The sequence below is a fragment of the Psychrobacillus vulpis genome, from assembly GCF_006861825.1.
GTDB lineage: Bacteria > Bacillota > Bacilli > Bacillales_A > Planococcaceae > Psychrobacillus > Psychrobacillus vulpis.
Map to the genome: position 1 here is coordinate 59,691 of NZ_VDGI01000012.1, position 26,207 is coordinate 85,897.

The 26,207-nt window shown below is 35.7% G+C and carries 25 protein-coding genes; 24 read left to right on the top strand and 1 reads right to left on the bottom strand.

Annotation, left to right across the window (positions count from 1 at the left end; all coding sequences use genetic code 11):
* Positions 1 to 57 precede the first annotated feature (57 nt).
* The 22 genes from FG384_RS11610 to FG384_RS11710 all read left to right on the top strand — a co-directional run bounded on the left by FG384_RS11610 (position 58) and on the right by FG384_RS11710 (position 22,191).
* On the top strand, positions 58 to 267 hold the full coding sequence (locus tag FG384_RS11610; RefSeq protein WP_142642764.1) for a SpoIIIAC/SpoIIIAD family protein: 210 nt from the start codon (positions 58 to 60) through the stop codon (positions 265 to 267).
* A gap of 3 nt (positions 268 to 270) precedes the next feature.
* Entirely contained in the window at positions 271 to 654 is a 384-nt protein-coding gene (locus FG384_RS11615) for a hypothetical protein (protein ID WP_142642765.1), read from the top strand.
* A gap of 14 nt (positions 655 to 668) precedes the next feature.
* Positions 669 to 1,580, top strand: coding sequence for a stage III sporulation protein AE (locus FG384_RS11620; protein WP_142642766.1), 912 nt, complete (start codon positions 669 to 671; stop codon positions 1,578 to 1,580).
* Positions 1,581 to 2,078: 498 nt separating this feature from the next.
* Positions 2,079 to 2,213, top strand: a complete 135-nt coding sequence (locus FG384_RS20305) for a hypothetical protein (protein WP_276612763.1) — start codon at positions 2,079 to 2,081, stop codon at positions 2,211 to 2,213.
* Between the two features lie 4 nt (positions 2,214 to 2,217).
* Positions 2,218 to 2,751 (top strand): SpoIIIAH-like family protein, encoded by a 534-nt coding sequence (locus tag FG384_RS11625; protein ID WP_142642767.1) that lies wholly within the window; start codon positions 2,218 to 2,220, stop codon positions 2,749 to 2,751.
* Between the two features lie 128 nt (positions 2,752 to 2,879).
* Entirely contained in the window at positions 2,880 to 3,377 is a 498-nt protein-coding gene (accB, locus tag FG384_RS11630) for an acetyl-CoA carboxylase biotin carboxyl carrier protein (protein ID WP_142642768.1), read from the top strand.
* Positions 3,378 to 3,488: 111 nt separating this feature from the next.
* On the top strand, positions 3,489 to 4,838 hold the full coding sequence (gene accC, locus FG384_RS11635) for an acetyl-CoA carboxylase biotin carboxylase subunit (RefSeq protein ID WP_142642769.1): 1,350 nt from the start codon (positions 3,489 to 3,491) through the stop codon (positions 4,836 to 4,838).
* Between the two features lie 14 nt (positions 4,839 to 4,852).
* Positions 4,853 to 5,245, top strand: coding sequence for an Asp23/Gls24 family envelope stress response protein (locus FG384_RS11640; protein ID WP_142642770.1), 393 nt, complete (start codon positions 4,853 to 4,855; stop codon positions 5,243 to 5,245).
* A gap of 559 nt (positions 5,246 to 5,804) precedes the next feature.
* Positions 5,805 to 7,067, top strand: a complete 1,263-nt coding sequence (ltrA, locus tag FG384_RS11645; RefSeq protein WP_142642771.1) for a group II intron reverse transcriptase/maturase — start codon at positions 5,805 to 5,807, stop codon at positions 7,065 to 7,067.
* A 1,043-nt stretch (positions 7,068 to 8,110) separates the two neighbouring features.
* The gene (gene nusB / locus FG384_RS11650) at positions 8,111 to 8,488 is read left to right on the top strand and encodes a transcription antitermination factor NusB (RefSeq protein ID WP_142642772.1); all 378 of its coding nucleotides are present in this window, start codon (positions 8,111 to 8,113) and stop codon (positions 8,486 to 8,488) included.
* A gap of 26 nt (positions 8,489 to 8,514) precedes the next feature.
* Positions 8,515 to 9,369, top strand: a complete 855-nt coding sequence (gene folD, locus FG384_RS11655; RefSeq protein WP_142642773.1) for a bifunctional methylenetetrahydrofolate dehydrogenase/methenyltetrahydrofolate cyclohydrolase FolD — start codon at positions 8,515 to 8,517, stop codon at positions 9,367 to 9,369.
* 68 nt (positions 9,370 to 9,437) lie between these two features.
* Complete coding sequence (xseA, locus tag FG384_RS11660) at positions 9,438 to 10,790, top strand: exodeoxyribonuclease VII large subunit (RefSeq protein ID WP_142642774.1); 1,353 nt, start codon at positions 9,438 to 9,440, stop codon at positions 10,788 to 10,790.
* Positions 10,791 to 10,795: 5 nt separating this feature from the next.
* The gene (xseB, locus tag FG384_RS11665) at positions 10,796 to 11,017 is read left to right on the top strand and encodes an exodeoxyribonuclease VII small subunit (protein WP_142642775.1); all 222 of its coding nucleotides are present in this window, start codon (positions 10,796 to 10,798) and stop codon (positions 11,015 to 11,017) included.
* Positions 11,010 to 11,894 carry a polyprenyl synthetase family protein gene (locus FG384_RS11670; protein ID WP_142642776.1) on the top strand — a complete coding sequence of 295 codons (885 nt, stop codon included), beginning with the start codon at positions 11,010 to 11,012 and terminating at the stop codon, positions 11,892 to 11,894. The genes xseB and FG384_RS11670 overlap by 8 nt, the downstream gene beginning before the upstream one ends.
* Before the next feature lie 89 nt (positions 11,895 to 11,983).
* Positions 11,984 to 13,879 carry a 1-deoxy-D-xylulose-5-phosphate synthase gene (gene dxs / locus FG384_RS11675; protein ID WP_142642777.1) on the top strand — a complete coding sequence of 632 codons (1,896 nt, stop codon included), beginning with the start codon at positions 11,984 to 11,986 and terminating at the stop codon, positions 13,877 to 13,879.
* Positions 13,876 to 14,694 (top strand): TlyA family RNA methyltransferase, encoded by an 819-nt coding sequence (locus FG384_RS11680; protein WP_142642778.1) that lies wholly within the window; start codon positions 13,876 to 13,878, stop codon positions 14,692 to 14,694. The genes dxs and FG384_RS11680 overlap by 4 nt, the downstream gene beginning before the upstream one ends.
* A gap of 98 nt (positions 14,695 to 14,792) precedes the next feature.
* Entirely contained in the window at positions 14,793 to 15,242 is a 450-nt protein-coding gene (gene ahrC / locus FG384_RS11685; protein WP_142642779.1) for a transcriptional regulator AhrC/ArgR, read from the top strand.
* A 148-nt stretch (positions 15,243 to 15,390) separates the two neighbouring features.
* A complete protein-coding gene (gene recN / locus FG384_RS11690; RefSeq protein WP_142642780.1) occupies positions 15,391 to 17,094 on the top strand; it encodes a DNA repair protein RecN in 1,704 nt (567 codons plus the stop codon).
* 204 nt (positions 17,095 to 17,298) lie between these two features.
* Complete coding sequence (locus FG384_RS11695) at positions 17,299 to 18,261, top strand: SpoIVB peptidase S55 domain-containing protein (RefSeq protein WP_142642781.1); 963 nt, start codon at positions 17,299 to 17,301, stop codon at positions 18,259 to 18,261.
* Positions 18,262 to 18,486: 225 nt separating this feature from the next.
* Positions 18,487 to 19,278 carry a sporulation transcription factor Spo0A gene (gene spo0A, locus FG384_RS11700; protein WP_142642782.1) on the top strand — a complete coding sequence of 264 codons (792 nt, stop codon included), beginning with the start codon at positions 18,487 to 18,489 and terminating at the stop codon, positions 19,276 to 19,278.
* Between the two features lie 623 nt (positions 19,279 to 19,901).
* Positions 19,902 to 21,473, top strand: a complete 1,572-nt coding sequence (locus FG384_RS11705; protein WP_142642783.1) for a DUF342 domain-containing protein — start codon at positions 19,902 to 19,904, stop codon at positions 21,471 to 21,473.
* The gene (locus FG384_RS11710; RefSeq protein WP_142642784.1) at positions 21,466 to 22,191 is read left to right on the top strand and encodes a glycerophosphodiester phosphodiesterase; all 726 of its coding nucleotides are present in this window, start codon (positions 21,466 to 21,468) and stop codon (positions 22,189 to 22,191) included. Before FG384_RS11705 ends, FG384_RS11710 begins: the two co-directional genes overlap by 8 nt.
* Positions 22,192 to 22,394: 203 nt before the next feature.
* Here FG384_RS11710 and FG384_RS11715 read toward each other — a convergent pair whose 3' ends face one another.
* Positions 22,395 to 22,640 (bottom strand): DUF2627 domain-containing protein, encoded by a 246-nt coding sequence (locus FG384_RS11715; protein WP_142642785.1) that lies wholly within the window; start codon positions 22,638 to 22,640, stop codon positions 22,395 to 22,397.
* Between the two features lie 254 nt (positions 22,641 to 22,894).
* Here FG384_RS11715 and FG384_RS11720 point away from each other — a divergent pair, with 254 nt between their 5' ends.
* On the top strand, positions 22,895 to 24,916 hold the full coding sequence (locus tag FG384_RS11720; protein ID WP_142642786.1) for a sigma 54-interacting transcriptional regulator: 2,022 nt from the start codon (positions 22,895 to 22,897) through the stop codon (positions 24,914 to 24,916).
* Positions 24,917 to 25,003: 87 nt separating this feature from the next.
* Entirely contained in the window at positions 25,004 to 26,098 is a 1,095-nt protein-coding gene (gene bcd / locus FG384_RS11725) for a branched-chain amino acid dehydrogenase (RefSeq protein WP_142642787.1), read from the top strand.
* The last annotated feature ends 109 nt before the right edge of the window (positions 26,099 to 26,207 follow it).

Genomic DNA, 26,207 nt, shown 5'->3' on the forward strand with positions numbered 1-26,207 from the left:
TTTTTCATAATTTTCTTATCACTTTCATATGCTCATTGTATGGAAGGGGGAGGCATTGTGGAACTTCACGATGTACTTCGAGTAGCTGGTATAGGCTTGTTGATCGCGATACTACACTTGTTTTTTGAATCTACAGGGAAAAAAGAATTTGCATTTTTTTTATTTTTTGTCGGGTATATTTATATGACGATTGAATTGTTACGTTTGTTGAAACTATTTTTCTACGAAATTTCTACATTTCTTGAATGGCTTATTATGACGAGTTAGCAAATGATTGTATATGTAACGATAATCATAGCATTCTGCTTATTACAATTAGTGAAGGAAATCTATCCTCGAATTCACTCAGTTATTTATACAATCTATATTATTTTATTTTTGTATTATATATTGATGACCTTCATCATCCCTTACACGACAGAATTTATCTCCGTCATCCCGTCAGCCCTTTTACCTGTATTTAAGCTGCTCATATTTTCTGTCATTCTATTATTTGTTTCTCAAATAATAGAAGAGCTTTTAGCGGACTATGAATATACAAGCCTAGCTACAATTATTACATTTACTACAAAAGCTATTTTAGTACTTGTTTGGTTAAGACATATGCAACAATTTTATGAAAAATTTTTTTCCATAATGGGATTACTTTCTTGAAGGAATGAAACACGATGGATGAAATGATCACCACATTACTAGAGCCAGTTAAAGAAGTAGTACAAACATTTACGTATATCCTATTATTTGGTTTTATTTTTCTTTGTTTAGAATGGTTCATTCCACAGAGTAAAAGATTGTTGAAGTTTTTGTTTATTTATATCATTTGTTTTTTTTGTTTAGAGCCTGCTTATCGGACATTAGAACTGATTCAAACGTTAACAAGTCAATTAGTCACTATGTTTTTAGGAATGTATCCACTATTAACAGCAGGAATTGCCGTTTCAGGAGGCGCATTATTAGTAACATTATGGAATCCCGGCGTTGTTTTATTTGCCTCTTTCACTGCATTTTTAGCAGAGAAAGTTTTGATTCCTTCCATCACGGCAGCATTTATCTTCGACTTAATCAGTCGAATTCATCCGACCACTTCTTTCACCAAACTATCTGATCTGATTAGAGTAACTTTGGTTGGAACTACCTCTATTATTCTAGTCCTTTATAGCTTTTTCATTACCGTGAATGGTGTTATTACTTGGACGGTAGGTGGAGCAGTTAATGAATCTGTTAAACGACTTATACAAAACAACATTCCTTTTGTCGGATCACTATTAACCGAAAGTATTAGCACGATGAAAAGTTATTCTTCTTCTGCATCAGTAGTAACAGGAAATGCTCTACTCATCTCTGTACTTGTATTAGTATCAATCCCTACAATCCAAACGATATTAATAGCTTTTTTATATCGCTTGCTCGGAGCTTTGTTAGAGCCTTTTTTAGACAAGGATATAAGTGGTTTATTAGATGATATTGGAAAAACACTTTTTGTTCTTTCCATTATTTCTGTGTTAATCGCGTTTGCCTTTTTCTTCACAATTATCTTAACGATGCTTTTTGCAAAACTCTTAATAAGCGTGAAAGGATAAATACAATTATACAATCCATTTTATACGGTATCTTACTCATTGTTGTTATCGGAGAGTTATTCTCCATTCTATTGGAGCATATAGACAAAGAGAAAATAGGTTTTATCGTAAAAATAGCGATAATATTTTGGATTGTATCTAATCTCTTCATATAAATAGATTCAACTGCATAAAGTATTATATCCATAATGAAAAGAAGGGTGAAGATCTATCACACTTAAACAAAAACCCACTTTTCGTTTTGTTGTAATAGGAGGAACTGTTCTATTCATTAGTCTACTTCTTTCAAGCCTGTTCAATACGAATAATGGTAATAATGCAGATTCTATTCAACAAACAACACCATCACCGAATGACCTTTCGTCTGTACTTGAAAAGATTAGCGGTGTAGGTAAGGTATCTGTATATTTCCATTATGCGAATGGCTCTGGAGAAAAAACGGAGAGTGATGTTTCATTTTTCCAATGGACAAGTGACAGCAAAGGGAACAAGGAGGAGTTGACCGGAATATTAGTAGTTGCGGAGGGAGCGAGCGATAAACGCATACAAAACAAACTATTGATGACACTTTCATCTGTTTTACAAATATCTCCACATAGAATTGTAATTGAAGAAATGGAATTGGAGGATTGAAAATATGAATATAAAAAAGAGATCTGTTTGGTTTTTAACGTTGATTAGTTTAATTGCAGTAATTACAGTTTTTTATATATCAGATCGGCCATCACCATTTGATGGAATAGCACTATTTTCAAATGATACATTAGAGGATGTTGATTTAGTTGAAACATCTTCAACAAATGAAGAATCCTTTGTTTCTAAAAGTAATGCATTTGAAGAAATGAGAATGGAAGTTCAAGATAAACGTAGTAAACTTCATGAACAATTAACGTTAAAGGTTGGTTCAAATGATTTTACAGCAGAAGAAAAAGATGAAGCGTATACTCAAATTGAGGAATTAGTAAAATTAGACTCTACAGAAGCAATGTTGGAGCTAATTATTAAAGCGTTAGGATATGACGATGCTCTTGTACGCATTGAAGATAACTCAGTATTAATCGATGTTGTTTCAAATGAGAAATCTACGAAAAAAGCATCTGATATAGTTTATGCTGTTAAGCGAGAGTGGCCAAAAGCCTATAATGTTGAAGTAAAATTTAACGACCAATAACACAAGAAAAGTGCCGTTTAGGCGCTTTTTTTTTATTCTTTAAACCTTAGCTATTTCAAATTAGGTTGAAAACGTCTAAAATGGATAGAGTAAGTAATAATTAAGTATATAAAAGGGAGATAGATCACATGAAAATACAAGAAATCAGAGAAATAATAAAATTAATTGATCAATCCACATTAGATGAGTTTTCATATGAATCAGAAGGAACAAAAATTAAGTTAAAGAAGAAAGATAAAAGCTCTGTTTCAACTACAGGAGCGGCAGTGGAAAGCTCTTCAATTACAGTTCAAACTCCAGTAGTAGAAGCAGCACCAGTACAAGTAACTGAAACTCCGAAAGAAACAGTTGTAGAAAAAGTAGAAGTTGTAGTGGAAGATAGTTCATTACATAAAATTACCTCGCCTATGGTTGGTACTTTCTATCAATCGTCTTCACCAGACGCAGCAGCATACGTTCAAGTAGGTAGCAAAGTATCGACAGACTCAATCGTTTGTATTGTAGAAGCGATGAAGTTGTTCAACGAAATCGAAGCGGAAGTAAATGGTGAGATTGTAGAGATTCTTGTTAAAGACGGACAATTAGTTGAATATGGTCAGCCTTTGTTCCTTGTAAAAAGTGTATAAGAAAAGCGGACATGGTTCGGTAATTTTAACAATAGACCGACACCAATAATCTAGAAAGTATTAAAGTAAGAAAGATTCGCTTTCTTATTAACGTAGAAAGGAGCAAGAGTGATGAAAAAAGTATTAATTGCCAATCGCGGTGAAATTGCTGTTCGTATCATTCGCGCATGTAAAGAATTAAATATTGAAACAGTTGCTGTTTATTCAGAAGCAGATCGTGAAGCACTTCATGTTCAAATAGCAGATGAAGCATATTGCATAGGACCAAAATTATCGAAAGATTCGTATTTGAATTTTTCAAATATTATTAGCGTAGCTAAACTTACAGGATGCGATGGTATTCATCCTGGATATGGATTTTTAGCAGAAAATGCAAGCTTCGCAGAGCTATGTGAAGAATGTGCTATAACATTTATCGGTCCATCTTCTTCGGCAATTTCGAGTATGGGAACAAAAGACGTCGCAAGAGAAACAATGAGAAAAGCAGGAGTACCTGTTGTTCCAGGCTCTGTAGGTATTGTTGAAGATGAACAAGAAGGACTAAAAGTTGCGTTAGAAATTGGTTTCCCTGTTATTATTAAAGCGACTGCTGGTGGCGGTGGTAAAGGAATTCGAGTAGCTAGAAATGAAGAGGAACTAGTAAAAGGTATTCAAATTACCCAAAAAGAAGCAGCTGCTGCATTTGGAAATCCAGGTGTTTACTTAGAGAAATTTATCGAAGAGTTTAGACATGTGGAAATACAAGTATTAGCGGATGGTCATGGAAATGCGGTACATTTAGGTGAACGTGATTGTTCTATCCAGCGTAGAATGCAAAAGCTTGTAGAAGAAGCACCATCTCCAGCACTATCTGAAGAGCTTCGTTCTGCGATGGGAGAAGCTGCAGTAAAAGCAGCTCTTGCAGTAAACTATCAAAGCGCTGGTACGGTTGAATTTATTTTCGATCATATTAATAATAAGTTCTATTTTATGGAAATGAATACACGTATTCAAGTAGAGCACCCTGTTACAGAAATGGTAACTGGTATCGACTTAATACAACAACAATTAAAAATTGCAGCTGGAGAAAAGCTTGCTTTCGAACAAAAAGATATCAAAATTAAAGGCTGGTCCATTGAATGTCGTATTAATGCAGAAAACCCAGCAAAAAACTTCATGCCTTCACCAGGTAAGGTAGAGATGTATCTTGCACCAGGTGGAAATGGAGTACGTGTAGATTCTGCTATGTATCCAGGTTACAATATACCTCCTTTTTATGACTCTATGGTTGCTAAACTAATTACGTATGGTGACACACGTGAGGAAGCAATTGCGACGATGAAACGTGCACTAAGTGAATTTGTAATAGATGGTGTTGAAACAACTATTTTATTCCATGAAAAATTAATGAATCATGAGGTCTTTATTTCAGGAGATTTTGATACGAAATTCCTAGAAAAATACGATGTAATTAATTCATAAAAGGAGTGGAAAGTATGACTGAAACAAACGAGCAAAAATTTGTTCAAATGACTCCTGATGGAAAAGAAAGTTTAGGTACAATTGAAATCGCACCAGAAGTAATTACAGTGATTGCTGGAATTGCTACAACCGAAGTGGAAGGAATCGCGGGAACTCGCGGAAACTTTGCTGCTGGTGTGGTGGAACGTTTAGGTAAAAAAGTGCACGGAAAAGGAATAAAAACCGAAATTACAAGCGATGGATTATTTATCGATGTATATTGTCTTGTTAAATATGGTGCATCCGTTCCTGCGGTTGCTAGAGAAGTTCAAACACAAATTCGTCAAGCAATTGAAGACATGACAAGCTTAGTACCAAAGGAAGTAAATGTTCATATTACTGGCGTTCAATTTGAACAAACAGTCTAGAAGGTTATCTTACAGTGGATATTCACACTGAAGACAAAAGGCAGTTGGAATGAGCTCATTCCAACTGCCTTTTAAATGTGCCCGGCATGCGTATGAACTATAGGGTGCAAGTCCTGAGCCACGAAGACAGAAGTAGTGGTTAGCCAAGAGCAAGGGTGTCCATGGTGACGTGGAATCTGAAGGAAGCTGGCGGCAAATCTCCGGTCCGAGGAACACGAATCTCATATAAGGCTAGGTCTGTTTGGATGAGCGTGNAGTGCATACGCTTACCCGGGGAGGTCTGATGGAAACGTGAAGTGCCCTTCATAACCTACTTAATGATAAGTAGCTGAACCATCAGAAGTCAGCCGAGGTCATAGTACCAATGGATCTAGAGCTATTGGGAAGGACTGAGCAATTGAGAGAGAATAGCCCTTGGCATTCAGTTGATTACAATGAACACAGAAAACGTACTACCTCACTGGAAGAAGGAAGCGGTGAATCCCGTGTGGAGCTTCTCGGAGGGTGGAGTGACAACTGGTATAAGAAGACAAGCTATTCAAGGAAGGAAGAACTAACGATGCTGTTGAATCAAATCCTGTCACGGGAGAATTTACTCCAAGCACTGAGACGTGTAGAAAAGAATAAAGGAAGCCATGGCGTCGATAAGATGCCCGTACAAACCTTACGTCAGCACATGAAAGACAATTGGCTATCCATCAAAGAGCAGTTACTCGAGGGAACTTACGAACCGCAGCCAGTTCGCAGAATTGAAATCCCAAAACCTGACGGCGGCGTGCGTCTACTAGGTATCCCAACTGTGACAGACCGTTTGATTCAACAAGCCATTGCACAAGTGTTATCAAGACTTTATGACCCAACCTTTTCGGAGCACAGTTATGGCTTTCGACCAAATCGGAGTGCCCATGATGCAGTTCGAAAAGCCAAAGGGTATATAAAAGAAGGATATCGCTGGATAATTGATATGGACTTAGAGAAATTCTTTGATAAGGTGAACCATGATAGACTTACGAGCACACTAGCGAAAAGAATCAACGATAAACCACTACTCAAGTTAATTCGAAAATACCTACAATCAGGTGTTTTAATCAATGGGATTGTACTAGACATAAACGAAGGAACACCACAAGGTGGTCCCCTTAGCCCTCTATTATCAAATATCGTGCTAGATGAACTAGATAAAGAACTAGAACAGAGAGGTCACAGGTTTGTCCGTTATGCGGACGATTGTAATATTTATGTGAAATCTAAACGTTCGGGCGAACGTGTCATGGAAAGTGTCCAAACATTCATTGAAAGAAAACTTCGATTGAAGGTAAATAAAAAGAAATCCGCCGTGGACCGTCCTTGGAAACGTAAATTTTTGGGATTTAGTTATACTTCTAATAAAGAGCCAAAGGTTCGTATCGCAAAAGAGAGTTTACAACGAATGAAGAAGAAAATCCGAGAAATCACCTCCAGGAAGAAACCGTATCCAATGGAATATCGCATTGAACAACTAAATCGTTATTTAATTGGTTGGTGTGGTTATTTTGCGTTAGCGGACACGAAATTAATTTTCGGAGAAATAGATGGTTGGATTCGCAGAAGACTTCGTATGTGTCTATGGAAGAATTGGAAGAAACCCAGAACCAAAGTGAGAAATCTCATCCGATTAGGTATTCCAGATGGAAAAGCATTTGAATGGGGAAATACTCGCAAAGGTTATTGGAGAATCTCCAATAGTCCAATATTAAGCAGAGCCCTTAACAACTCCTACTGGAGTAACCAAGGGTTCAAAAGTCTGCAAGCTCGTTATGAAATCTTGCGTTATTCATCTTAATTGAACCGCCGTATACGGAACCGTGCGTACGGTGGTGTGAGAGGACGGGAGTTAATCACTCCCTCCTACTCGATTGGTCTTTATTTTACTGGCTTGTAGAAGATCCGCTCGACTTCTATGGGAAAAGCGAGACAGCCGAGACCCAACGGAGAGTAGCGAGGACACTGAAAAACTGTCTATTTTTAAGATAAATACTTTTTCATTTCTAGAAAGTCGTTGAAAAAGGCGACACTCCTGCGGGAATAGCGTTAGTCGAAGACCCCGCAGCGAAGCGAGGAGGCCGCTGAAAAACTCAAAATTATTATTTTTATAGGAACTATTTGCTGTATATCATTTGAATTTAGCGCGACGCATGAGACTCCTGCGGGAAAGCGAGACAGACGAGACCCCGCACGAAGCAGAGCGAAGGAGGAGGCTCGTCGCTCGCCCGCGGAAAGCGAATGCCAAAGCACTAAATTCTCTTAGGACTATTTGATAGATAATTTATTTGAATGACACTTTTTCAGTGCCCTCGAAGCGAGGAGGCTGAGGAAACGCCCGCGGAAAGGGAGGCCACTGAAAAAGTCACTTTTTTTCAAAAAATAAAAACGAAATCCCATAATTCCTTCACTTTTTAGGGTGTTTATGGGGACGTCATGCCAATTTTGATACAAATATACTTCTCAAGTGGTGACTTTATTTTCTGAATTTTTGTTTTTCAGTGGCCTCCGGAAAGGGAGCCGTTTCAACGATTTTCTTATTTATTGAAATATGGGCAACCTTATTCCGCAACGTCGAATTATAAGGACTTTTTCACTGCCCTCAGAATAGCGACGAATTGCCTCGGCTTTCGCCGGCGGAATGCGAGTAGTAAGTTCGAAAAACTTGATCTATGCGATATAAAAATAAAAGACTATAAAACAACTCATTTCTTCAGTTTGACTACAGACTTAAATTGCCAATCTACGATGGCTCTTTTTTTTATTTTCTTCTTTCAATTACGCAATCTAAAGAGAAATATGCTATTATAGTTTAGATAGTTACATTTAAAGGAGAACTAAAAAATGAAACGAAGAAAAGCAAGAGAACTAGCACTGCAAGCACTATTCCAGTTAGACAATCATGAAATTTCCATAGAGGAAGCAATTGGTCATGTGACAGAAGAACAAGATGCATTTTTAACTCAGCTAGTTAGTGGAACAATTGAACACAAAGAAAAAATTGATTCTTCGTTAACAGAAAAGTTAGAGAACTGGTCACTTTCAAGACTACCTAAAATCGAGCGGACAGTACTTCGCATAGCGGTTTATGAGCTATTATTTACAGAAGAAACTCCAGCAAAAGTAGTTATTAACGAAGCACTAGAAATTTGTAAAGTTTTCGGCGATGAAAAGTCTAGCCGTTTTGTTAATGGAGTTTTATCCAAATATACAGATCAATAATGTATCGAAATGAAGGAGCGTTTATCGTGACGAATAGTATTATCGATGGCAAACAGATTGCAGCGCAAGTTACAGAAAAAGTAAAAAAAAGAGTAGAAGATTTAAAAGCAAAAGGTGTAACACCTGGTTTAGCAGTAGTCTTAGTTGGAAATAATGCTGCCTCTCAAACATATGTAAACAATAAAACAAAGACTTGTGAAAAGTTAGGAATGTATTCCGTTCTTATTGAATTAGATGAGCAAGTTTCGGAAGAAGAGCTTTTACATAAAGTAGAACAATTGAATAATGATGATAAAATTCATGGCATTTTAGTTCAATTACCTTTACCAAAACAAATTGATGAAGATCGTGTAATCGCAGCAATCTCTCCTAAGAAAGATGTGGATGGTTTTCATCCAGAAAGCGTTGGTAAAATGATGATTGGTCAACAAACATTTTTACCTTGCACTCCATTTGGAGTATTAAAATTATTGGAGTACAGTGGAGTTGATGTTGCAGGCAAACACGCTGTTATTATTGGAAGAAGTAATATTGTAGGGAAACCTATGGGACAACTTTTACTTCAAAAAGATGCAACTGTTACGTATTGTCACTCTAGAACAAAGGATTTACATGCATTTACGAAACAAGCGGATATTTTAGTCGTAGCTACAGGTCGTGCAAAAATGATCGATGGAAGTTATATTAAAGAAGGCGCTGTTGTCATTGATGTAGGGATTAACCGTGATGAAAATAACAAGTTATGTGGCGACGTAGACTTTGCTTCTGCTCAAGAAGTTGCCTCTAAAATTACACCTGTTCCAGGTGGTGTAGGTCCAATGACGATTGCTATGTTAATGGAAAATACATGTTTAGCGGCAGAAATTACTCTAAACAATTAATCGAAGTAGGGCTGTTTTTCTATGGAGAAACAGCTTTTACATTGTCAACAGTCTGAGGAGTTGTTTTCGTGACATCACATACATACTTAACTGTCAAAGCACTAACTAAATACATAAAAAGAAAATTCGATGCGGATACTCATCTACGTGATGTGTACGTGAAAGGCGAACTTTCAAACGTAAAAGTCCATTCTAGTGGACACATTTATTTTACTTTGAAAGACGACGCTGCACGACTGACTTCCGTCATGTTTGCGATGAATGCTCGAACGCTCAAGTTTACCCCAGAAAGTGGTATGAATGTACTTGTTCGAGGAGACATTAACGTGTTTGAAGCGTCTGGGCAATACCAACTATACGCTTCAAGCATCCAACCTGATGGTATTGGGGAACTCTTCTTAGCATTTGAACAATTAAAAAAGAAATTAGAGCAAGAAGGACTGTTTCATCCAAGTAGGAAAAAAAGTATACCGACTTTTCCTAAAAAAATTGGTGTAATCACATCTAAAACTGGTGCCGCAATTCGAGATGTATTAACTACATTAGAACGTAGATATCCTATTAGTGAAGTAGTTGTGTTCCCAAGCATTGTACAAGGACCGCAAGCCGCACCATCAATTACAAAATCGATTGAACAAGCAAATCGCTTAGGTACGATTGATGTACTCATAGTAGGTCGTGGTGGAGGATCTATTGAAGATTTATGGGCATTTAATGAAGAACAAGTAGCTCGAGCAATTGCTAATAGTCATATACCTATTATAAGTGCTGTCGGTCATGAGACGGATACAACTATTGCTGATTTTGTAGCCGATCTACGTGCCCCAACACCAACTGCAGCAGCAGAAATGGCTGTTCCTAGTAAAGAAAATCTCTTGAAAAATATTTTAGCGTATCAATCTGCGTGTTTGAACTTTGTATCAAAAAAGCTAGTAGATGAGAAAAATAGACATAAACGAGCAATTGAATCGCCTGTTCTTTCAACACCTGAAAAGCTATATCGTCCCTTTATCGAAAGGTATATACGTGCGGAGCAGCAGCTTCAACGAGAAACAAATCGAATATACCGGGAAAAAGAACGTAATTTCTCACAAATACAAAATAGAATTTTTCAGCTTTCACCGAAAAAATTAATTGATCAGCACGATAAATCGCTACAAACGATAACTAAACAATTGAACCATGTTGCATTATCTACTTTTGAAAAACATCGCCAACATTTCATCGGTTCTATTCGAACTTTAGAAGCATTAAACCCATTAAAAATAATGGACCGAGGATATAGTATTACGTATAAAGAGGGCAAGCTAGTTAAAACTGTGGAAAATGTACAAAAAGGCGATACCATATATGTTACACTCCCGGATGGTCGTATCGAAGCTACGGTTCAACAAACAGTAGTAAAAGAGAAAGGGGACTAATTTTAATGGCTAAAAAAGAAATTCCATTTGATGAGGCAATGCAACATTTGGAAAACATCGTTCGCCAATTGGAACAAGGCGATGTACCACTCGAGAATGCAATTGAACTTTACCAAAAAGGAATGGAGCTCTCCAAGCTCTGCAGTGAAAAGTTACAAAATGCAGAAAAGCAACTCGTCTCTTTCATGGGTGAAAATACAGAAGAAGCTGGTAATACAAATGAGTAATTTACTAACATCATTTATCCAAACCAATCAACCAAGCATTGAACAGCAAATGGATGTAATTATTAAAGAAATTAAAGCTCCTGTTCAGTTAAAGGAAGCGATGGCCTATTCTCTACTAGCAGGTGGTAAAAGAATTAGACCACTATATACATTAGCAGTTTTAGAAGAACTTCAAGTTAAAAATGAAGATGCTATCTCTGTTGCAAGTACAATTGAAATGATTCATACGTACTCACTTATTCATGATGATCTTCCAAGTATGGATGATGATGATCTTCGTAGAGGGAAACCAACCAATCATGTAGTTTTTGGTGAAGCGCTTGCAATTCTAGCAGGCGATGCATTAGTTACGCTAGCTTTAGGCATCATTGCTCGATTAGAAAATCTTACAGCAGATCAAAAAATATTACTAATCGACAAGCTTAGTTATGCAGCGGGAGCCGAAGGAATGGTCGGTGGACAAGTATTAGATATATTAGGCGAAGGTAAATCTTTAACATTAGAACAGTTGGAAGAAGTTCATGTGAATAAAACTGGCGCACTTCTTTCATATAGCATTTTAGCTGGAGGAATTATTGCGAAAGCATCTGAAGATGTGATGAATGCTTTACAAAAGTATGCATTTCATATAGGATTAGCTTTTCAAATACAAGATGATATTTTGGATATTGAAGGAACTTCCGAGCAATTAGGAAAAACTGCTGGAAAAGATGTATTAAGCGAAAAAAATACATACCCTTCTATTTTAACGTTAGAAGGAGCGAAAGAGCAGCTTCAAAAACAGTATGATCTTGCAATTGAAGCATTAAAGGTAGTTAATTTACACGAAGGTCTTTTAGTAGAAATAGCAAATTATATTACGAAAAGAACGAAATAATAGCGAATAATTTTGTTTTAAGACAGTTTATTGTTATGATATTAACTAGTGAATTACTAAGGAAATCTAAAAGAAGGTGTGTGATGGCAATGGATTTAACGTCAATTTCTAGCCCATCCTTTTTAAAAAGTTTAGATAATGAACAATTAAAGGAATTAAGTGAAGATATTCGATCGTTTTTAATAGAAAAATTATCTGTTACAGGGGGACATATCGGCCCAAATCTAGGAGTAGTAGAACTAACAATTGCACTTCATCGTGCATTTAATAGTCCTGCTGATAAATTCCTATGGGACGTTGGACATCAAGCTTATGTGCATAAAATTTTAACTGGTAGAGCAGATCAATTTGATACTTTGCGTCAGTTCAAAGGATTATGTGGTTTCCCAAAAAGAATTGAGAGTGAGCATGACGTCTGGGAAGCTGGACATAGCTCTACGTCTTTATCTGCTGCTATGGGAATGGCAAAAGCAAGAGATATTCAAAAGAAATCAAACTATGTTATTCCAATAATCGGTGATGGTGCACTTACAGGTGGTATGGCATTAGAAGCATTGAATCATATTGGTCATGAAAAAACGGACATGATTGTTATTTTAAATGATAACGAAATGTCAATTGCACCAAACGTTGGAGCACTTCATAATGTATTAGGAAAATTACGTACACACGGCAAATACAATAAAGCAAAAGATGATTTAGAGTACTTATTGAAAAAAATTCCTGCTGTAGGTGGAAAGCTTGCGAGTACAGCTGAGCGAGTGAAGGATAGCTTAAAGTATTTGCTTGTTTCAGGAGTCTTTTTTGAAGAATTAGGTTTTACGTATTTAGGTCCAATAGATGGGCATAATTTTGAAGCTTTAGAAGAAAATCTACAATATGCGAAAAAAATGAAAGGTCCGGTCCTTCTTCATGTCATCACGAAAAAAGGAAGAGGATATACTCCAGCTGAAGAAGATAAAATCGGAACTTGGCATGGTACAGGGCCATATAAAATGGAGACTGGAGATTTTGTGAAATCTTCTTCGAAAGCACCATCTTGGAGTGGCTTAATTGCAGAAACTGCAAGAAGAATAGCGAGAGAAGATGAACGTATCGTAGCAATTACTCCTGCAATGCCTGTAGGCTCCAAACTAGAAGGTTTTGCTTCTGAATTTCCGGATCGAATGTTTGACGTTGGAATAGCCGAACAACATGCAACAACTATGGCCGCGGGTCTTGCAGCAGATGGAATGAAACCGTTTCTAGTGATTTATTCTACATTTCTTCAACGCGCTTATGACCAAGTATTACATGACATTTGTCGTCAAAATCTAAATGTTGTAATTGGAATTGATCGTGCAGGACTAGTTGGAGCAGACGGAGAAACACATCAAGGTGTGTTCGATATTTCATTTTTACGTCACTTACCGAATATGGTCATTATGATGCCTAAAGATGAAAATGAAGGTCAACATATGGTCAAAACAGCGTTTGATTATTCCGATGGTCCTATTGCACTTCGATACCCACGTGGTAACGGATTAGGTGTACCAATGGATGCTGAATTGAAATCGATTCCAATTGGTACTTGGGAAGTGCTAAAAGAAGGTAAGAATGCAGCAATTATAACTTTCGGTACAACTATTCCAATGGCTATGAAGGCTGCAGATTTGCTTGAACAATCGAATATTTCTGTAGAGGTAATAAATGCTCGTTTCATTAAACCACTAGATGAAGAGATGTTACGCTCTTTACAACAGCGTAATATTCCTATTATTACAGTCGAAGAAAGCATTTTGCAAGGTGGATTTGGTAGTGCTGTATTAGAATTCTTCAATGAAAATGGATTGCAAGCAAATGTTAAACGTATTGGTATTCCAGATATGTTTATTGAACATGGAGATGTAAATCTATTATTAGATGAAATTAATGTTACGACTGAAGAAATAGTAAAAGTAGTGGAGAATTCCATTATTCCATCGAACAGGTATATTAAGTCATGACTAAAATACCGAAAGAACGAGTAGATATCCTGTTAGTTGAACAGGGATTATTTGAAACAAGAGAAAAAGCTAAACGCGCTATTATGGCCGGGCTTGTATATAAAAAAGAAGAACGTATTGACAAGCCTGGAGAGAAAATAGAAATTGATTCTATTTTGTCAGTGAAAGGTCAAGTATTGAAATATGTGAGTAGAGGTGGTCTAAAGCTTGAAAAAGCATTAGACCAATTTAACCTGTCTATCCAAGATAAAATTATGTTAGATATTGGTTCTTCTACAGGTGGTTTTACAGATTGCGGATTACAAAATGGTGTAAAGCATGCTTATGCACTTGATGTTGGTAGTAATCAATTAGCTTGGAAAATACGCCAAGATTCACGGGTTACAGTGATGGAGAAAACGAATTTTAGATATTCTACGCCTGCTGATTTCGGCGAAGGATTGCCTTCGTTTGCATCGATAGATGTATCTTTTATTTCATTAAAACTAATTTTCCCAACTTTAAAAACAATCATTGTACCAAATGGTGATGTTATTGCACTTGTCAAACCGCAGTTTGAAGCAGGGAAAGAGCGTGTCGGAAAAAAAGGTGTCGTACGTGATAAAGATGTTCATGTGGATGTTTTAAATGAAATAGCCAACTTTGCGGAAAGTCAAAGTTTCCAGTTAAAGAATGCTTCTTATTCACCTATTACTGGGGGAGAAGGAAACATTGAATTCTTATTTCATTTAGTGAGTGTAGAAGATGGAACAGTAACTCCACATGATATGGATTTTATTAGCCTTGTCAACGAAGCACACTCGACATTAAAATAACGCGACTCCTAAAAAGAGTCGCGTTTTTTCTTGTGAGATTTTCGATGAAATGCTATGGTATAAAGTAACTAGTATAAATATACAATGAGGTGACTTGTATGAACAAGGGACAAAGACATATTAGAATTAGAGATATTATTGCTAATAATGAAATCGAGACACAGGATGATTTAGTTGATTTTTTAAAAAATGCAGGTTATAACGTCACTCAAGCAACTGTATCGAGGGATATTAAAGAATTACATTTAGTAAAAGTACCTTTGCCAAATGGTAATTATAAATACAGCTTACCTGCAGATCAACGATTTAATCCAACGCAAAAATTACGTCGAGCATTGACAGATGCATTTGTAAGTATTGACGGAGCTAGCCATTTTTTAGTTATGAAAACGTTACCAGGTAATGCACATTCTATCGGTTCATTAATTGATTATTTAGATTGGACTGAAATTCTAGGTACAATTTGTGGTGATGATACTTGTTTAATCATCTGTCGTGAGGAATTAGATTGTGAAGCTGTAAAAAATCGTTTGCTAGAAATGCTCTAACCTACTCACAAATGATTGGTTGGACTGCTGTAAGGTTAATGCTTCCGGCGGATGCCACAGATTTTTCTAATGGTGTGCTGAACGAAGTTAGTAGTAGAAAAATCTGGGCAGAAATGCCAAGGCGAATTTGTTAAAGAGGTGAAAGCTGTTGTTAAAAGAATTATCAATCAAAAATTTTGCAATTATTGATGAATTAACAGTTAGCTTTGAAGAAGGGCTTACAGTTTTAACTGGAGAGACTGGCGCAGGTAAATCAATCATAATTGATGCGGTTCATTTGCTATGTGGTGGAAGAGGGTCTCAAGAGTTTATTCGACATGGTGCAAAAAAAGCAGAATTAGAAGGGTTGTTTATCATTTCTAACCCTAAGCACGGCGTCTTCAAAAAGATGACCGACGTAGGTATTGACATAGAGGAAGAATCTATCATTTTAAGAAGAGATATAAACGACTCTGGAAAAAGTGTTTGCCGTGTAAATGGAAAGTTAGTAACAATTGGTATATTGCGAGAAATAGGTGCTTCTTTGATAGATATACATGGACAGCATGAAAGCCAAGAATTAATGGATGAAAAAGCACATATTCATTTGTTAGATCAATTTTCTGGAGAAAAACTAAAAGTTGTAAAAGATGCTTATCAAGAGCTTTTTGCAAAATATAAAAAATGGAAAAAAGAATTAGCAACATTAACTGAAAATGAACAACAAATTGCACATAAAATTGATTTGTATACGTTTCAAGTAGATGAAATAGAGGATGCTAACTTAGTAGTTGGAGAAGAAGAACAACTACAAGAAGAAAAAAGAAAGCTTCAAAACTTTCACAAGGTTTTTGATAAAATGAGCAATGCATATGAAGCCATTCTAGGGGAATCTAAAGGTCTAGATTATATTGGAACTGCAATGGTAGAATTGCAGGATATTTCAGATGTTGACAAAAATATGTCGGAACTAAGTGAACAGGTTTCATCAGCATTTTACATTTTACAAGATGCTGCTCACCAATTAAAGAATGAATTAGATGAGATGGAATACGATACAAATCAACTCCAATATGTGGAAGACCGCTTAGCTGTTATACAAACATTGAAACGAAAGTATGGTCAATCTATAGAAGATATTCTCGCCTATAAACAACAAATTACAAAGAATTTAGAGCAGCTTGTGAATAGAGACGAACAAATTCAAAAAACAGCAGAAAAAATTGCTCAAATAGAGAAAGATTTAGAACTAGAAGCAAATGATTTAACCGATAAACGTAAAATTGCATCAAAGCAATTAAGTGAAGCAATAATGGAGCAATTACAAGAACTTTATATGGAAAAAGCAACATTTTCTGTGATGTTTCATGAGCATCAGAATACATCATATAATGAAAATGGTATGGATGATTTGTCCTTTTATATTTCAACGAATGTTGGGGAACCTTTAAAAGCATTAACGAAAATTGCTTCTGGTGGGGAATTGTCTCGAATGATGCTTGCATTAAAAAGCATTTTCTCCAAACACCAAGGAATTACATCCATCATTTTTGATGAAGTGGATACTGGAGTAAGTGGTCGTGTGGCACAAGCAATCGCAGAGAAAATAGCTGGAATTGCAACTAACTCCCAAGTTTTATGTATTTCCCACTTGCCTCAAGTTGCCGCAATGGCTGATCAGCATCTAATGATTAAAAAAGAAGTAACTGGGAATCGAACTTTTACTGTTTTAGAAGAAGTAATTGATGATAAACGTGCAGAAGAGTTAAGTCGTATGATGTCAGGTGCTGAAATTACTAGTACAACATTAAAGCATTCCAAAGAGCTGCTAAAATTAGCAAAAGAACGAAAAAAAATAGTACGAAAACTGTGAAGACCTTAAATTTTGGGGTCTTCTTTTTTACCAGGATTCACAGCCCAATTAATTCTCGACAATCTTTCGAAAAAAAATGTCTCCTACGAAATCCCGCATTTCCTTGTCGCACCAAGGCAGAGTCTTCGGCTTTTCATATTATCAATTATTTACCTCACATAGAGTCTTTATCGCAGGATATAGTAATTGTATAGGAGGTGAAACATGAAGCCAAGCTATCGTATATGGTCGCTAATTCCAATACTTTTCTTTACTTTATTCTTTGCAGTAAGTCCTTCATTTGCACAAAAAACAACTTCCTCGGTAGTACCATTAGGTCAATCCATACAAATTGACCTACAGTACGGAGCTGTATTTTTAAATAATGACGTATTGTTATCAGACGATTATTGGCTGCGGACAGGTGACTCCATTCATCAAATCAATTCACAAAAAGTCGCAACAATGGAAGATGTTAAAACGCATATAAAAGATAAAGAGCAAATCACTATTCATTATGAGCGAAATAAAAAAATGTATACAAAAGAAATCACTTCTGACCAAATGTTGAAACTTCTTCCATTTTTGAGAGATGCAACAGAGGGTATTGGTACTTTAACGTATTTTGATTTGGAAACAAATGAATTTGGTGCACTAGGTCATCAAATTGTCGACCATGCGTCAGGATTAACTCCAAAGTTTTCGGAAGGATCTATTTACCTGTCTTCAATTGAACAAATAAAGAAAAGTATTCCAGGTAAGCCTGGTTACAAAATTACTTCCCATCATAATAATACTTCTCCTATAGGGGGAGTAAACGAAAATAACGTGTATGGCATTTTCGGCAAAATAGATGCAGATGCAATGGACAATATTTCTATGAAAGAAGTTGAAATTGCTGACAAAGAAGCAATAATGACTGGTGAAGCAATTATGCGAACTTCTATCGATGGCCAAAAAGTACAAGACTTTGCAATTGAAATTACGACTGTCGAAGGCCATTTATTTCAATTTACAGTAACAGATGAAACATTAATTGAAAAAACAGGTGGCATTCTTCAAGGGATGAGCGGAAGTCCAATTATGCAACACAATAAATTAATAGGCGTCGTAACTCATATGTACGTAGATAAACCGAAAAATGGTGCAGCATTATCCATTACAGAAATGATGAAAAAAAATCCTTAGTATTTTCTATAGAGACCACACCGAAAATTTGGTGTGGTCTTTTTCCTGTAATTTGTTAAAATTATAAGTAAGAATTATTCGACAAGGAGATAGAAATAGTTGTTAATTTGTCGAACGTTAAAAGAAACGTATTATAAAAGACTTATTTTTTATAAAAATAAAGGATGCCGTCTAATAATAGCGAATACTATCTATGTTAAAAAATACAAAAGGTGGATGAGCTCAATGGAAAAAATAAAAATTGCAATTGTAGACGATAATAAAGATTTAATTCGCACAATGGATGCTTATTTTGACAATCACCCTGAAATAGAAGTAATTGGAACAGCTTTAAATGGAAAACTTTGTTTAGAAATGCTAGAAACAATCGAACCAGATGTATTACTACTGGACATTATTATGCCTCATCTTGATGGCATTGCTGTTTTAGATAGTATACAAAAAAATGATCGAATAAATAATATTCAAGTCATTATGTTAACTGCTTTTGGTCAAGAAGACGTGATGAAACAAGCTGCAGAATTAGGTGCATCTTACTTTATGCTTAAGCCTTTTGAATTTGAAAGACTTGTTACCCAAATAAAACAAGTAGCTGGTAGAAAATCAAGTATCCAAGAACCTCCAGTGAAATCGAATCCTGAAAAAGAAGCAATACAAAATAAGCGAATGATTGACAACACCATAACAAATGTCATCAAAGAAATTGGGGTGCCAGCACATATTAAAGGCTATTCCTACTTAAGAGAAGCTATTCAAATGGTGTATTCCGATATCGAACTACTTGGATCCATCACAAAAGTATTGTATCCAGAAATTGCGAAAAAGTTTCAAACGACACCTTCTCGTGTAGAAAGAGCTATTCGACACGCAATTGAAGTCGCATGGAATAGAGGAAACTACGAAAGCATCTCCAAAATGTTTGGTTACACTGTCCACCATTTGAAGAGTAAACCTACAAATAGTGAATTCATCGCGATGATCGCAGATAAAATTCGTATGGAGAATATGGCTAGCTAAGTATTAATATTACAGCACTTATTATAATTTTATGTTTTTAAAATGACTGTTGGTTAATCGATCAATCACACCGGAAAATTGATCAATCACGACGAACAATCGATCAATCACGACGAACAATCGATCAATCTTAACGAATAATCGATCAATCCATCGATAACCAAAAATGTGTTCTAGAATAAGAATTATATTTGAATAATATGTAATAAACGATCTACTCCATAATTTGAGAAGGTCGTTTTTTCATTTATTAAAATAATGAGGTGAAAGAAATGGTAAGAAGAAGATAGACAGCCTTCTAGAAGGAGGCAATTTAAAAAAATGGGAGATGTTTAAACAATGAAAAAAAATAAATATGAAGTGGAGAATTTCTTTTCTGCATATGAGCAAATGTGCAATATCCCAATCTGAATTTAAAGGCAAAAGTAAATAAAGAAATCCTCAACTATGGAATTACAAATTAATCAAAAAGTTTTTTACAAATGATCATTTTCATAGTAATGATAATATTAAAAAGTATCTTCATTTGCATAATATATGAAAATGAAGATACTTTTTAATTTCTTTAAACCAATTTTTCGAAAAATGAGTATAATAGAGAGAAGGAAGGAAGTGGATAATTCATGGTGATTGAAGAAAATAATGAAGTAGCCTTAACAGTGGAGAATGGAAGGGCTTACATTACTATTAAGACAGATGGATATAATCTAAAACAGTTTGATGAAATGACAAGAAAATTACCTCGACTAAAAGTTACTAACTTTATGGCTCTTAAAAAGGCTTTGGATAGTAAATCACAAGAACCAATTGAAATTGGTAGTTGGATCGAAAGCGTAGGATTAGATATTAGTGGTGACAAAATGCAAGCTATTGTTACGATTTATGAAACGGAGAGTTACATTCAAGAACATATACACGAGATTCAATCCAATATACAAAAATTACTTATTGAAAATAATATTGTATACGGGCATGAGTCAATAGATTTAGAAACTGTAAAAACAGGGAAATCATACATAGTTGCTAATGGTTTACAACCTCAACGGGGTGCAGATGCAATAGTAACGTATTTACAGCAAGCAGAAAAGAAACCTGAAATTAAAGAAGATGGTAAAGCAGATTATTTTGACATGAATTTTATTGTGGAGATCAATGAAGGGTCATGGCTTGGTGAAAAAATACCTCCTAAGGAAGGGATTGAAGGCATAAACATATTTGGAGAATCACTACCTGCAAGTAAAGGTGACGACATTCCGCTCAGATATGATACAGAATCAGCGTATGAAGTAGAAGAAGATGGGAAAATTGTTCTTCGTTCGAAAACAAAAGGAGTAATAGGTGAAGTCAACGGTTTGCTTGCAGTTCAAAAGCATCTTGTCATTGAAGGGGACGTTGGATTAGAGACAGGAAATCTAAAATTTGATGGCACTATACAAATAAAAGGTACAGTAATGCCAGGATATTCTGTTATCGCATCTGGAGATATTTCTGTAGAAGCAAACGATGGTGTTAATTCAGCAGAGCTTATTAAGTCGACGGAAGGGGATGTATTTATTAAGGGCGGCATTTTTGGACGAGATATTACAAAAGTAGAAGCCGGTAATAATATTTACATCAAGCATGCTAATGGGTGCACATTAGAGGCAAAAGAAAATATCCATATTGGATTTTACGCATTAGGATCAACCGTTTTCGGAAACGAAGTTATTTTAGATGAACGAAAAGGAAAGATTATTGGTGGAAAAGTAATTGCTATTAACTCAATCACTACAGCTTTTTCCGGTAACAGCTTAGAAAGAAAGACAGAACTTATTGTACAAGGCATTGATCGAAAAATTTTGACCGAAAATGCGAAAGAAAAAGCGAAAGCGATGCTAAAAATTCAAGAAGAAATGGCAAAAACAAGTGAAAATATTACTCAGCTTAGCCAATTCAAAAATAATATGTCATCCCAACAGATTGCACTATATGAGCAAACGAAACAAAAATATAATCGTATGGAAATTGAAGTGAAAGAAATGGATACGGAAATACAAAGAACCTTGAAAATGCTTCGTCATTCAGCAAACTATTTTATTCAAATTTCGCAAGAAGCAAATGCTGGAACAATTATTCAAATAGGAAGTAAATCAACAACATTATCTCATTCAAAAAAAGGAAAGTTTATGCTTGAAAATGGAGAGATAAATGTCTAATATTCCTGTTTATGCACATAGAGGGGTTTCTACTGGTACTGTTGAAAATACAATGACAGCTTTTAAAAAAGCGGTCACATTGGGAGCAGATGGTATTGAATTAGACCTACAACTTTCTGCCGATGGAGTTGCATTTGTAACGCATGATATCGATTTCTTTCGCTTAGCGGGTAATAAAAGAAGAATTACAGATATGCGAGCCGATGAGATTATGCAATTGAAATTAGGGAAAACGTTCTATAGGAAGTTTTTTGGATGTAGAATATCAACGTTTGATGAATTTTTAAAATTTGCAATTCCCACTGGTATCAAACTTAATATCGAGTTAAAAGAATCTTTTTTAGGTAAAGGTGAAAAGATTAGAGAAGTAGTTGAAAAAAGTAAAGATGTACGAGATGTTCATTTTTCTTCTTTCGAGTTTAGTATTCTACAAACTATTCATGCTATGAAAACGAATGTACAAACTGCTTTTATCGGAAAAAAATATACTGAGTGGGACTATGTATTATCGATAAAAGAATTGGATGCAATTCATTTGAATAAAAAGTACTATAATTCGGATCTTATGTATTCCATATGGAATGCGGGGTTTCCGATGCGTTTTTACAATCTAAAAGGAAATGAAACATACATCGAAAATCCACATGAATCTGTCATTGGGTGGATCACTGATTTTCCAGACAAAGTAATGAAAAAACAAAAAAGGAATCTGACATAACTTAGTCAAGATTCCTTCCGAGTTGTAGACATAATTAGTTCGAAGGTATTACCTCAGACTGTCTTGAAAACGCTTGTCAGTCGAGGCGCGCCAGCGCGAGGCGGAAGCGAATAGAACTTTAAGTTCATGAGCTTACAACGAGTGCCAGTAACGAAGGATGAAAGCGTTTGTCAACAGTCTGAAAGGAATCTGACTTAAAACAGTCAAGATTCCTTTTTCTTTTGAAATCGTGGTGCTACTTTTCCGTTTTTTCGATCTCTGTTTAATAAAAATCCTGCAAAAAAGCCTAAGCCTAAAACCGTGAAAAGGATACCACATACAAATTGAAGCCATAACATTCCGAAAGGTAGTATATGTATTCCAAAAAATGTATCTCTCATGAGCTTAATACCAAAAGCAGCGAGTATACCAGGGATTAATAATACGATTAAAGCGGCTAATCTAGCCATAAAATTCACTCCTGTGTCTGTCTAACCTCCGGCGCCGTCTATTCGTGGGCAAATGGTGTCCCTACGAATCATCATTTTCAAACTAATATAAAAACCCTTTGAAGAAAAAATGTTGTCGAAAAGCAGGCGCCTTCCGCATTTCTTATTAAATTTAATTTTACATGTGAGAATATTATTGTCAACTCATGGAACTTACGATATGATAAATGAGAAGTGCAATAACTTGCAGAGTGAATACGGGGGTGTGAATATTTTTGCAAAACATACTAATCATTGGTGCTGGTAAAGGTGGATATGCACTTTTAAGGCTATTTGAACAAACTGATTACCTTCAAGTAAAAGGAATCGTAGATATTGATGGAAATGCACCTGGAATGCTTTATGCAAAAGAAAATCATATTCATACTTATAGTGATTGGAAACCCGTTTTAGATGAAAACATTCAAATTATCATTGAAGTAACGGGAAAGAAGGAAGTTTTTGAAGAACTTCTATCGAATCGTCCTGCTACTGCAGTACTAATTCCTGGAGAAATCGCAAATTTAATTGTTACATTACTAAACGAAAAAAATAGATATATACAAATATTAAACAATAAAAAAATGATTCAAGAGTTGATTTTTAACTCCATTGAAGAAGGCATGGTCGGTATTAATGATAAAGGTATCGTGAACTTCTTCAATAAAAGCGCATCAAAAATGACAGAAGTTGCAGTAGAAGATGCGATTGGAAAACATGTATATGAAGTAATTTCTCAAAGTGAACTTCCGAGAATATTTGAAACAGGTTGTACCGAAACAAACAAAGAACTTATTCTTGAAAGCGGTACCAAAATAGTCACATCAAGATATCCGATGATCAACGATGAAGGAAAAAAGATTGGGGCATTTGCGGTTTTCAAAGATATTTCAGAAGTTGTCCGGCTTGCAGAAGAAATAACGAATCTTACTGAAATACAAACAATGCTTCAAGCAATCATCCAATCAAGTGAAGATGCTATATCTGTTGTAGACGAAGAAGGAAAAGGTATCCTCATTAATCCAGCGTATTCGCGTATTACTGGGCTAAGTGAGGAAGAAGTGATAGGTAAGCCTGCAACTGCAGATATTTCAGAAGGTGAAAGTATGCACTTGAAAGTACTTCAAACCCGTAAAGCTATAAGAGGTGTAAACTTAAGAGTTGGACAACAAAGAAAAGATGTTATCGTCAATGTTGCGCCAATTATAGTCAATGATCGGCTTAAAGGTAGTGTAGGTGTAATTCACGATATGACGGAAATGCGCTCGTTGATGAAAGAACTTGATCATGCTCGTACACGTATTCGAAATTTAGAGTTTAATTTTTCTTTTGAAGATATAATTGGAAAATCAGAACAAATTCAATTCGCTGTTGAACAAGCAAAACTTGCTGCAAGTGTACCTGTAACTGTACTTTTAAGGGGAGAGGTTGGTTCAGGGAAAGAATTGTTTGCACATGCCATTCACAGCGCAAGTAATAGGAAAGACAATAACTTCATTCGTGTTAATTGTAGTTCTCAAGAAGAACATCTTTTAGAACGAGAGTTATTTGGCTATGAAAAGGATGGAACAAGCTATTCTGGGCTATTCGATGAAGTAAACAAAGGCACTATTTTCTTAGATGAAGTAGGCGAGTTAACGATTAAAACACAGGCTAAGTTGCTTAGAGTACTTAGAGAAAATGCTTTTGTTAGAATAGGCGGCACCAATTCTATACCAGTGGACGTCCGAATAATAGCTGCAAGTTATTTCAATCTTGAAAAGTTGATGCGTGAAGGAACCTTCCGAGAAGATTTCTACTTTCAGTTAAACCGAATGCCTATTCATGTTCCGGCGTTGAGGGAAAGAAAACAAGATATTTCACTCATAGCAAATCATTTATTAGTAAAGCTAAACAAGGAATTCGGGCGTAATATTGAAGGATTTTCAAAAACAGCTATGGAAAGTTTGTTGTTATATGATTGGCCAGGAAATTTACGGGAACTTGAGAATATCATCAGTCGAACGATGATTTTCCTAGAAGCACAAGATAGGATGATTGAAGAACATCATTTACCAAAATCGATACTATCTATTTCCGGTGATGAATCAGAAGATGTGCAAATAGGTACACTAGCAGAGCAAATGGATGAAATGGAGAAAAAAGTTTTACTGAACGCTCTCCGAGTATGTTCAGGAAACAAATCACAAACAGCTAAAAAGCTAAATATTTCACTACGAACACTCTATTATAAATTAGAAAAATATAATCTAGATTAAAGTGAAATAAAACATTGGGGATGTATTTTACGAAAATAAAAATTTTCGAAAAATAAATAATAACTTAACTACTAGGAGGAACTACACATGGAAATTTTCAAATATATGGAGACTTACGATTACGAACAATTAGTATTTTGCCAAGATAAAACATCGGGGTTAAAAGCAATTATTGCAATTCATGACACAACATTAGGACCAGCATTAGGTGGTACACGCATGTGGAATTATGCAACAGAAGAAGAAGCAATTGAAGATGCTCTACGTTTAGCAAAAGGGATGACTTATAAAAATGCAGCTGCTGGTCTTAACTTAGGTGGTGGTAAAACGGTTATTATCGGTGATCCTTTAAAAGATAAAAACGAGGAGATGTTCCGTGCATTTGGTCGTTTCATTCAAGGGTTAAATGGCCGTTACATAACAGCAGAGGATGTAGGTACAACTGTAGAAGACATGGACTTAATTCATGAAGAAACAAATTATGTAACTGGTATTTCAGAAGCATTCGGTTCTTCAGGTAATCCATCACCAGTTACTGCTTATGGAGTATACGTAGGCATGAAAGCTGCTGCAAAGGAAGCATTTGGTTCCGATTCACTTGAAGGGAAAACAGTTGCGGTACAAGGTGTAGGAAACGTTGCATACACATTATGTGAATTTTTACATAAAGAAGGTGCAAAACTGATTGTTGCAGATATTAACCAAGCTTCTGTTGATCGTGCAGTTAATGCATTCGGAGCAGTTCAAGTAAGTGTAGATGAAATTTACTCACAAGATGCTGATATTTTCGCACCATGTGCATTAGGTGCCATTATTAATGACAATACAATTCCACAGTTAAAAGCAAAAGTGATTGCAGGTTCTGCAAATAACCAATTAAAAGATACTAAACATGGTGATTTAATTCATGAAATGGGAATTGCATATGCACCTGATTATGTAATTAACTCTGGTGGAGTTATTAACGTAGCGGACGAATTATATGGTTACAACCATGATCGTGCAATGAAGCGCGTTGCTGGTATTTACGATAAAATTGAACGAATTTTTGAGATTTCAAAACGTGACGGAATACCAACATATGTAGCAGCAGACCGTTTAGCTGAGGAGCGTATTGCTCGTGTTGGCAAATCTCGTAGCCAATTTTTACAAAACGGCAAACATATTATCTCAGGACGTTAATACTCAATAGATGAAGATTAAACTAATTCAATAAACGAATTTATAGGCCGACTTGTAAAGTGGCCTCGGGTTGTAGACAAATTTAGAATTCGAAGGTGTCTTCAGACTG

What these genes read in the sequence shown, in the direction of transcription:
- FG384_RS11615 (WP_142642765.1), top strand. Translation starts at nt 271, where the DNA reads ATGATTGTATATGTAACGATAATCATAGCATTCTGCTTATTACAATTA.
- FG384_RS11620 (WP_142642766.1), top strand. Translation starts at nt 669, where the DNA reads ATGGATGAAATGATCACCACATTACTAGAGCCAGTTAAAGAAGTAGTA.
- FG384_RS11625 (WP_142642767.1), top strand. Translation starts at nt 2,218, where the DNA reads ATGAATATAAAAAAGAGATCTGTTTGGTTTTTAACGTTGATTAGTTTA.
- accB (WP_142642768.1), top strand. Translation starts at nt 2,880, where the DNA reads ATGAAAATACAAGAAATCAGAGAAATAATAAAATTAATTGATCAATCC.
- accC (WP_142642769.1), top strand. Translation starts at nt 3,489, where the DNA reads ATGAAAAAAGTATTAATTGCCAATCGCGGTGAAATTGCTGTTCGTATC.
- FG384_RS11640 (WP_142642770.1), top strand. Translation starts at nt 4,853, where the DNA reads ATGACTGAAACAAACGAGCAAAAATTTGTTCAAATGACTCCTGATGGA.
- ltrA (WP_142642771.1), top strand. Translation starts at nt 5,805, where the DNA reads ATGCTGTTGAATCAAATCCTGTCACGGGAGAATTTACTCCAAGCACTG.
- nusB (WP_142642772.1), top strand. Translation starts at nt 8,111, where the DNA reads ATGAAACGAAGAAAAGCAAGAGAACTAGCACTGCAAGCACTATTCCAG.
- xseB (WP_142642775.1), top strand. Translation starts at nt 10,796, where the DNA reads ATGGCTAAAAAAGAAATTCCATTTGATGAGGCAATGCAACATTTGGAA.
- FG384_RS11670 (WP_142642776.1), top strand. Translation starts at nt 11,010, where the DNA reads ATGAGTAATTTACTAACATCATTTATCCAAACCAATCAACCAAGCATT.
- dxs (WP_142642777.1), top strand. Translation starts at nt 11,984, where the DNA reads ATGGATTTAACGTCAATTTCTAGCCCATCCTTTTTAAAAAGTTTAGAT.
- FG384_RS11680 (WP_142642778.1), top strand. Translation starts at nt 13,876, where the DNA reads ATGACTAAAATACCGAAAGAACGAGTAGATATCCTGTTAGTTGAACAG.
- ahrC (WP_142642779.1), top strand. Translation starts at nt 14,793, where the DNA reads ATGAACAAGGGACAAAGACATATTAGAATTAGAGATATTATTGCTAAT.
- FG384_RS11695 (WP_142642781.1), top strand. Translation starts at nt 17,299, where the DNA reads ATGAAGCCAAGCTATCGTATATGGTCGCTAATTCCAATACTTTTCTTT.
- spo0A (WP_142642782.1), top strand. Translation starts at nt 18,487, where the DNA reads ATGGAAAAAATAAAAATTGCAATTGTAGACGATAATAAAGATTTAATT.
- FG384_RS11705 (WP_142642783.1), top strand. Translation starts at nt 19,902, where the DNA reads ATGGTGATTGAAGAAAATAATGAAGTAGCCTTAACAGTGGAGAATGGA.
- FG384_RS11710 (WP_142642784.1), top strand. Translation starts at nt 21,466, where the DNA reads ATGTCTAATATTCCTGTTTATGCACATAGAGGGGTTTCTACTGGTACT.
- FG384_RS11715 (WP_142642785.1), bottom strand. Translation starts at nt 22,640, where the DNA reads ATGGCTAGATTAGCCGCTTTAATCGTATTATTAATCCCTGGTATACTC.
- bcd (WP_142642787.1), top strand. Translation starts at nt 25,004, where the DNA reads ATGGAAATTTTCAAATATATGGAGACTTACGATTACGAACAATTAGTA.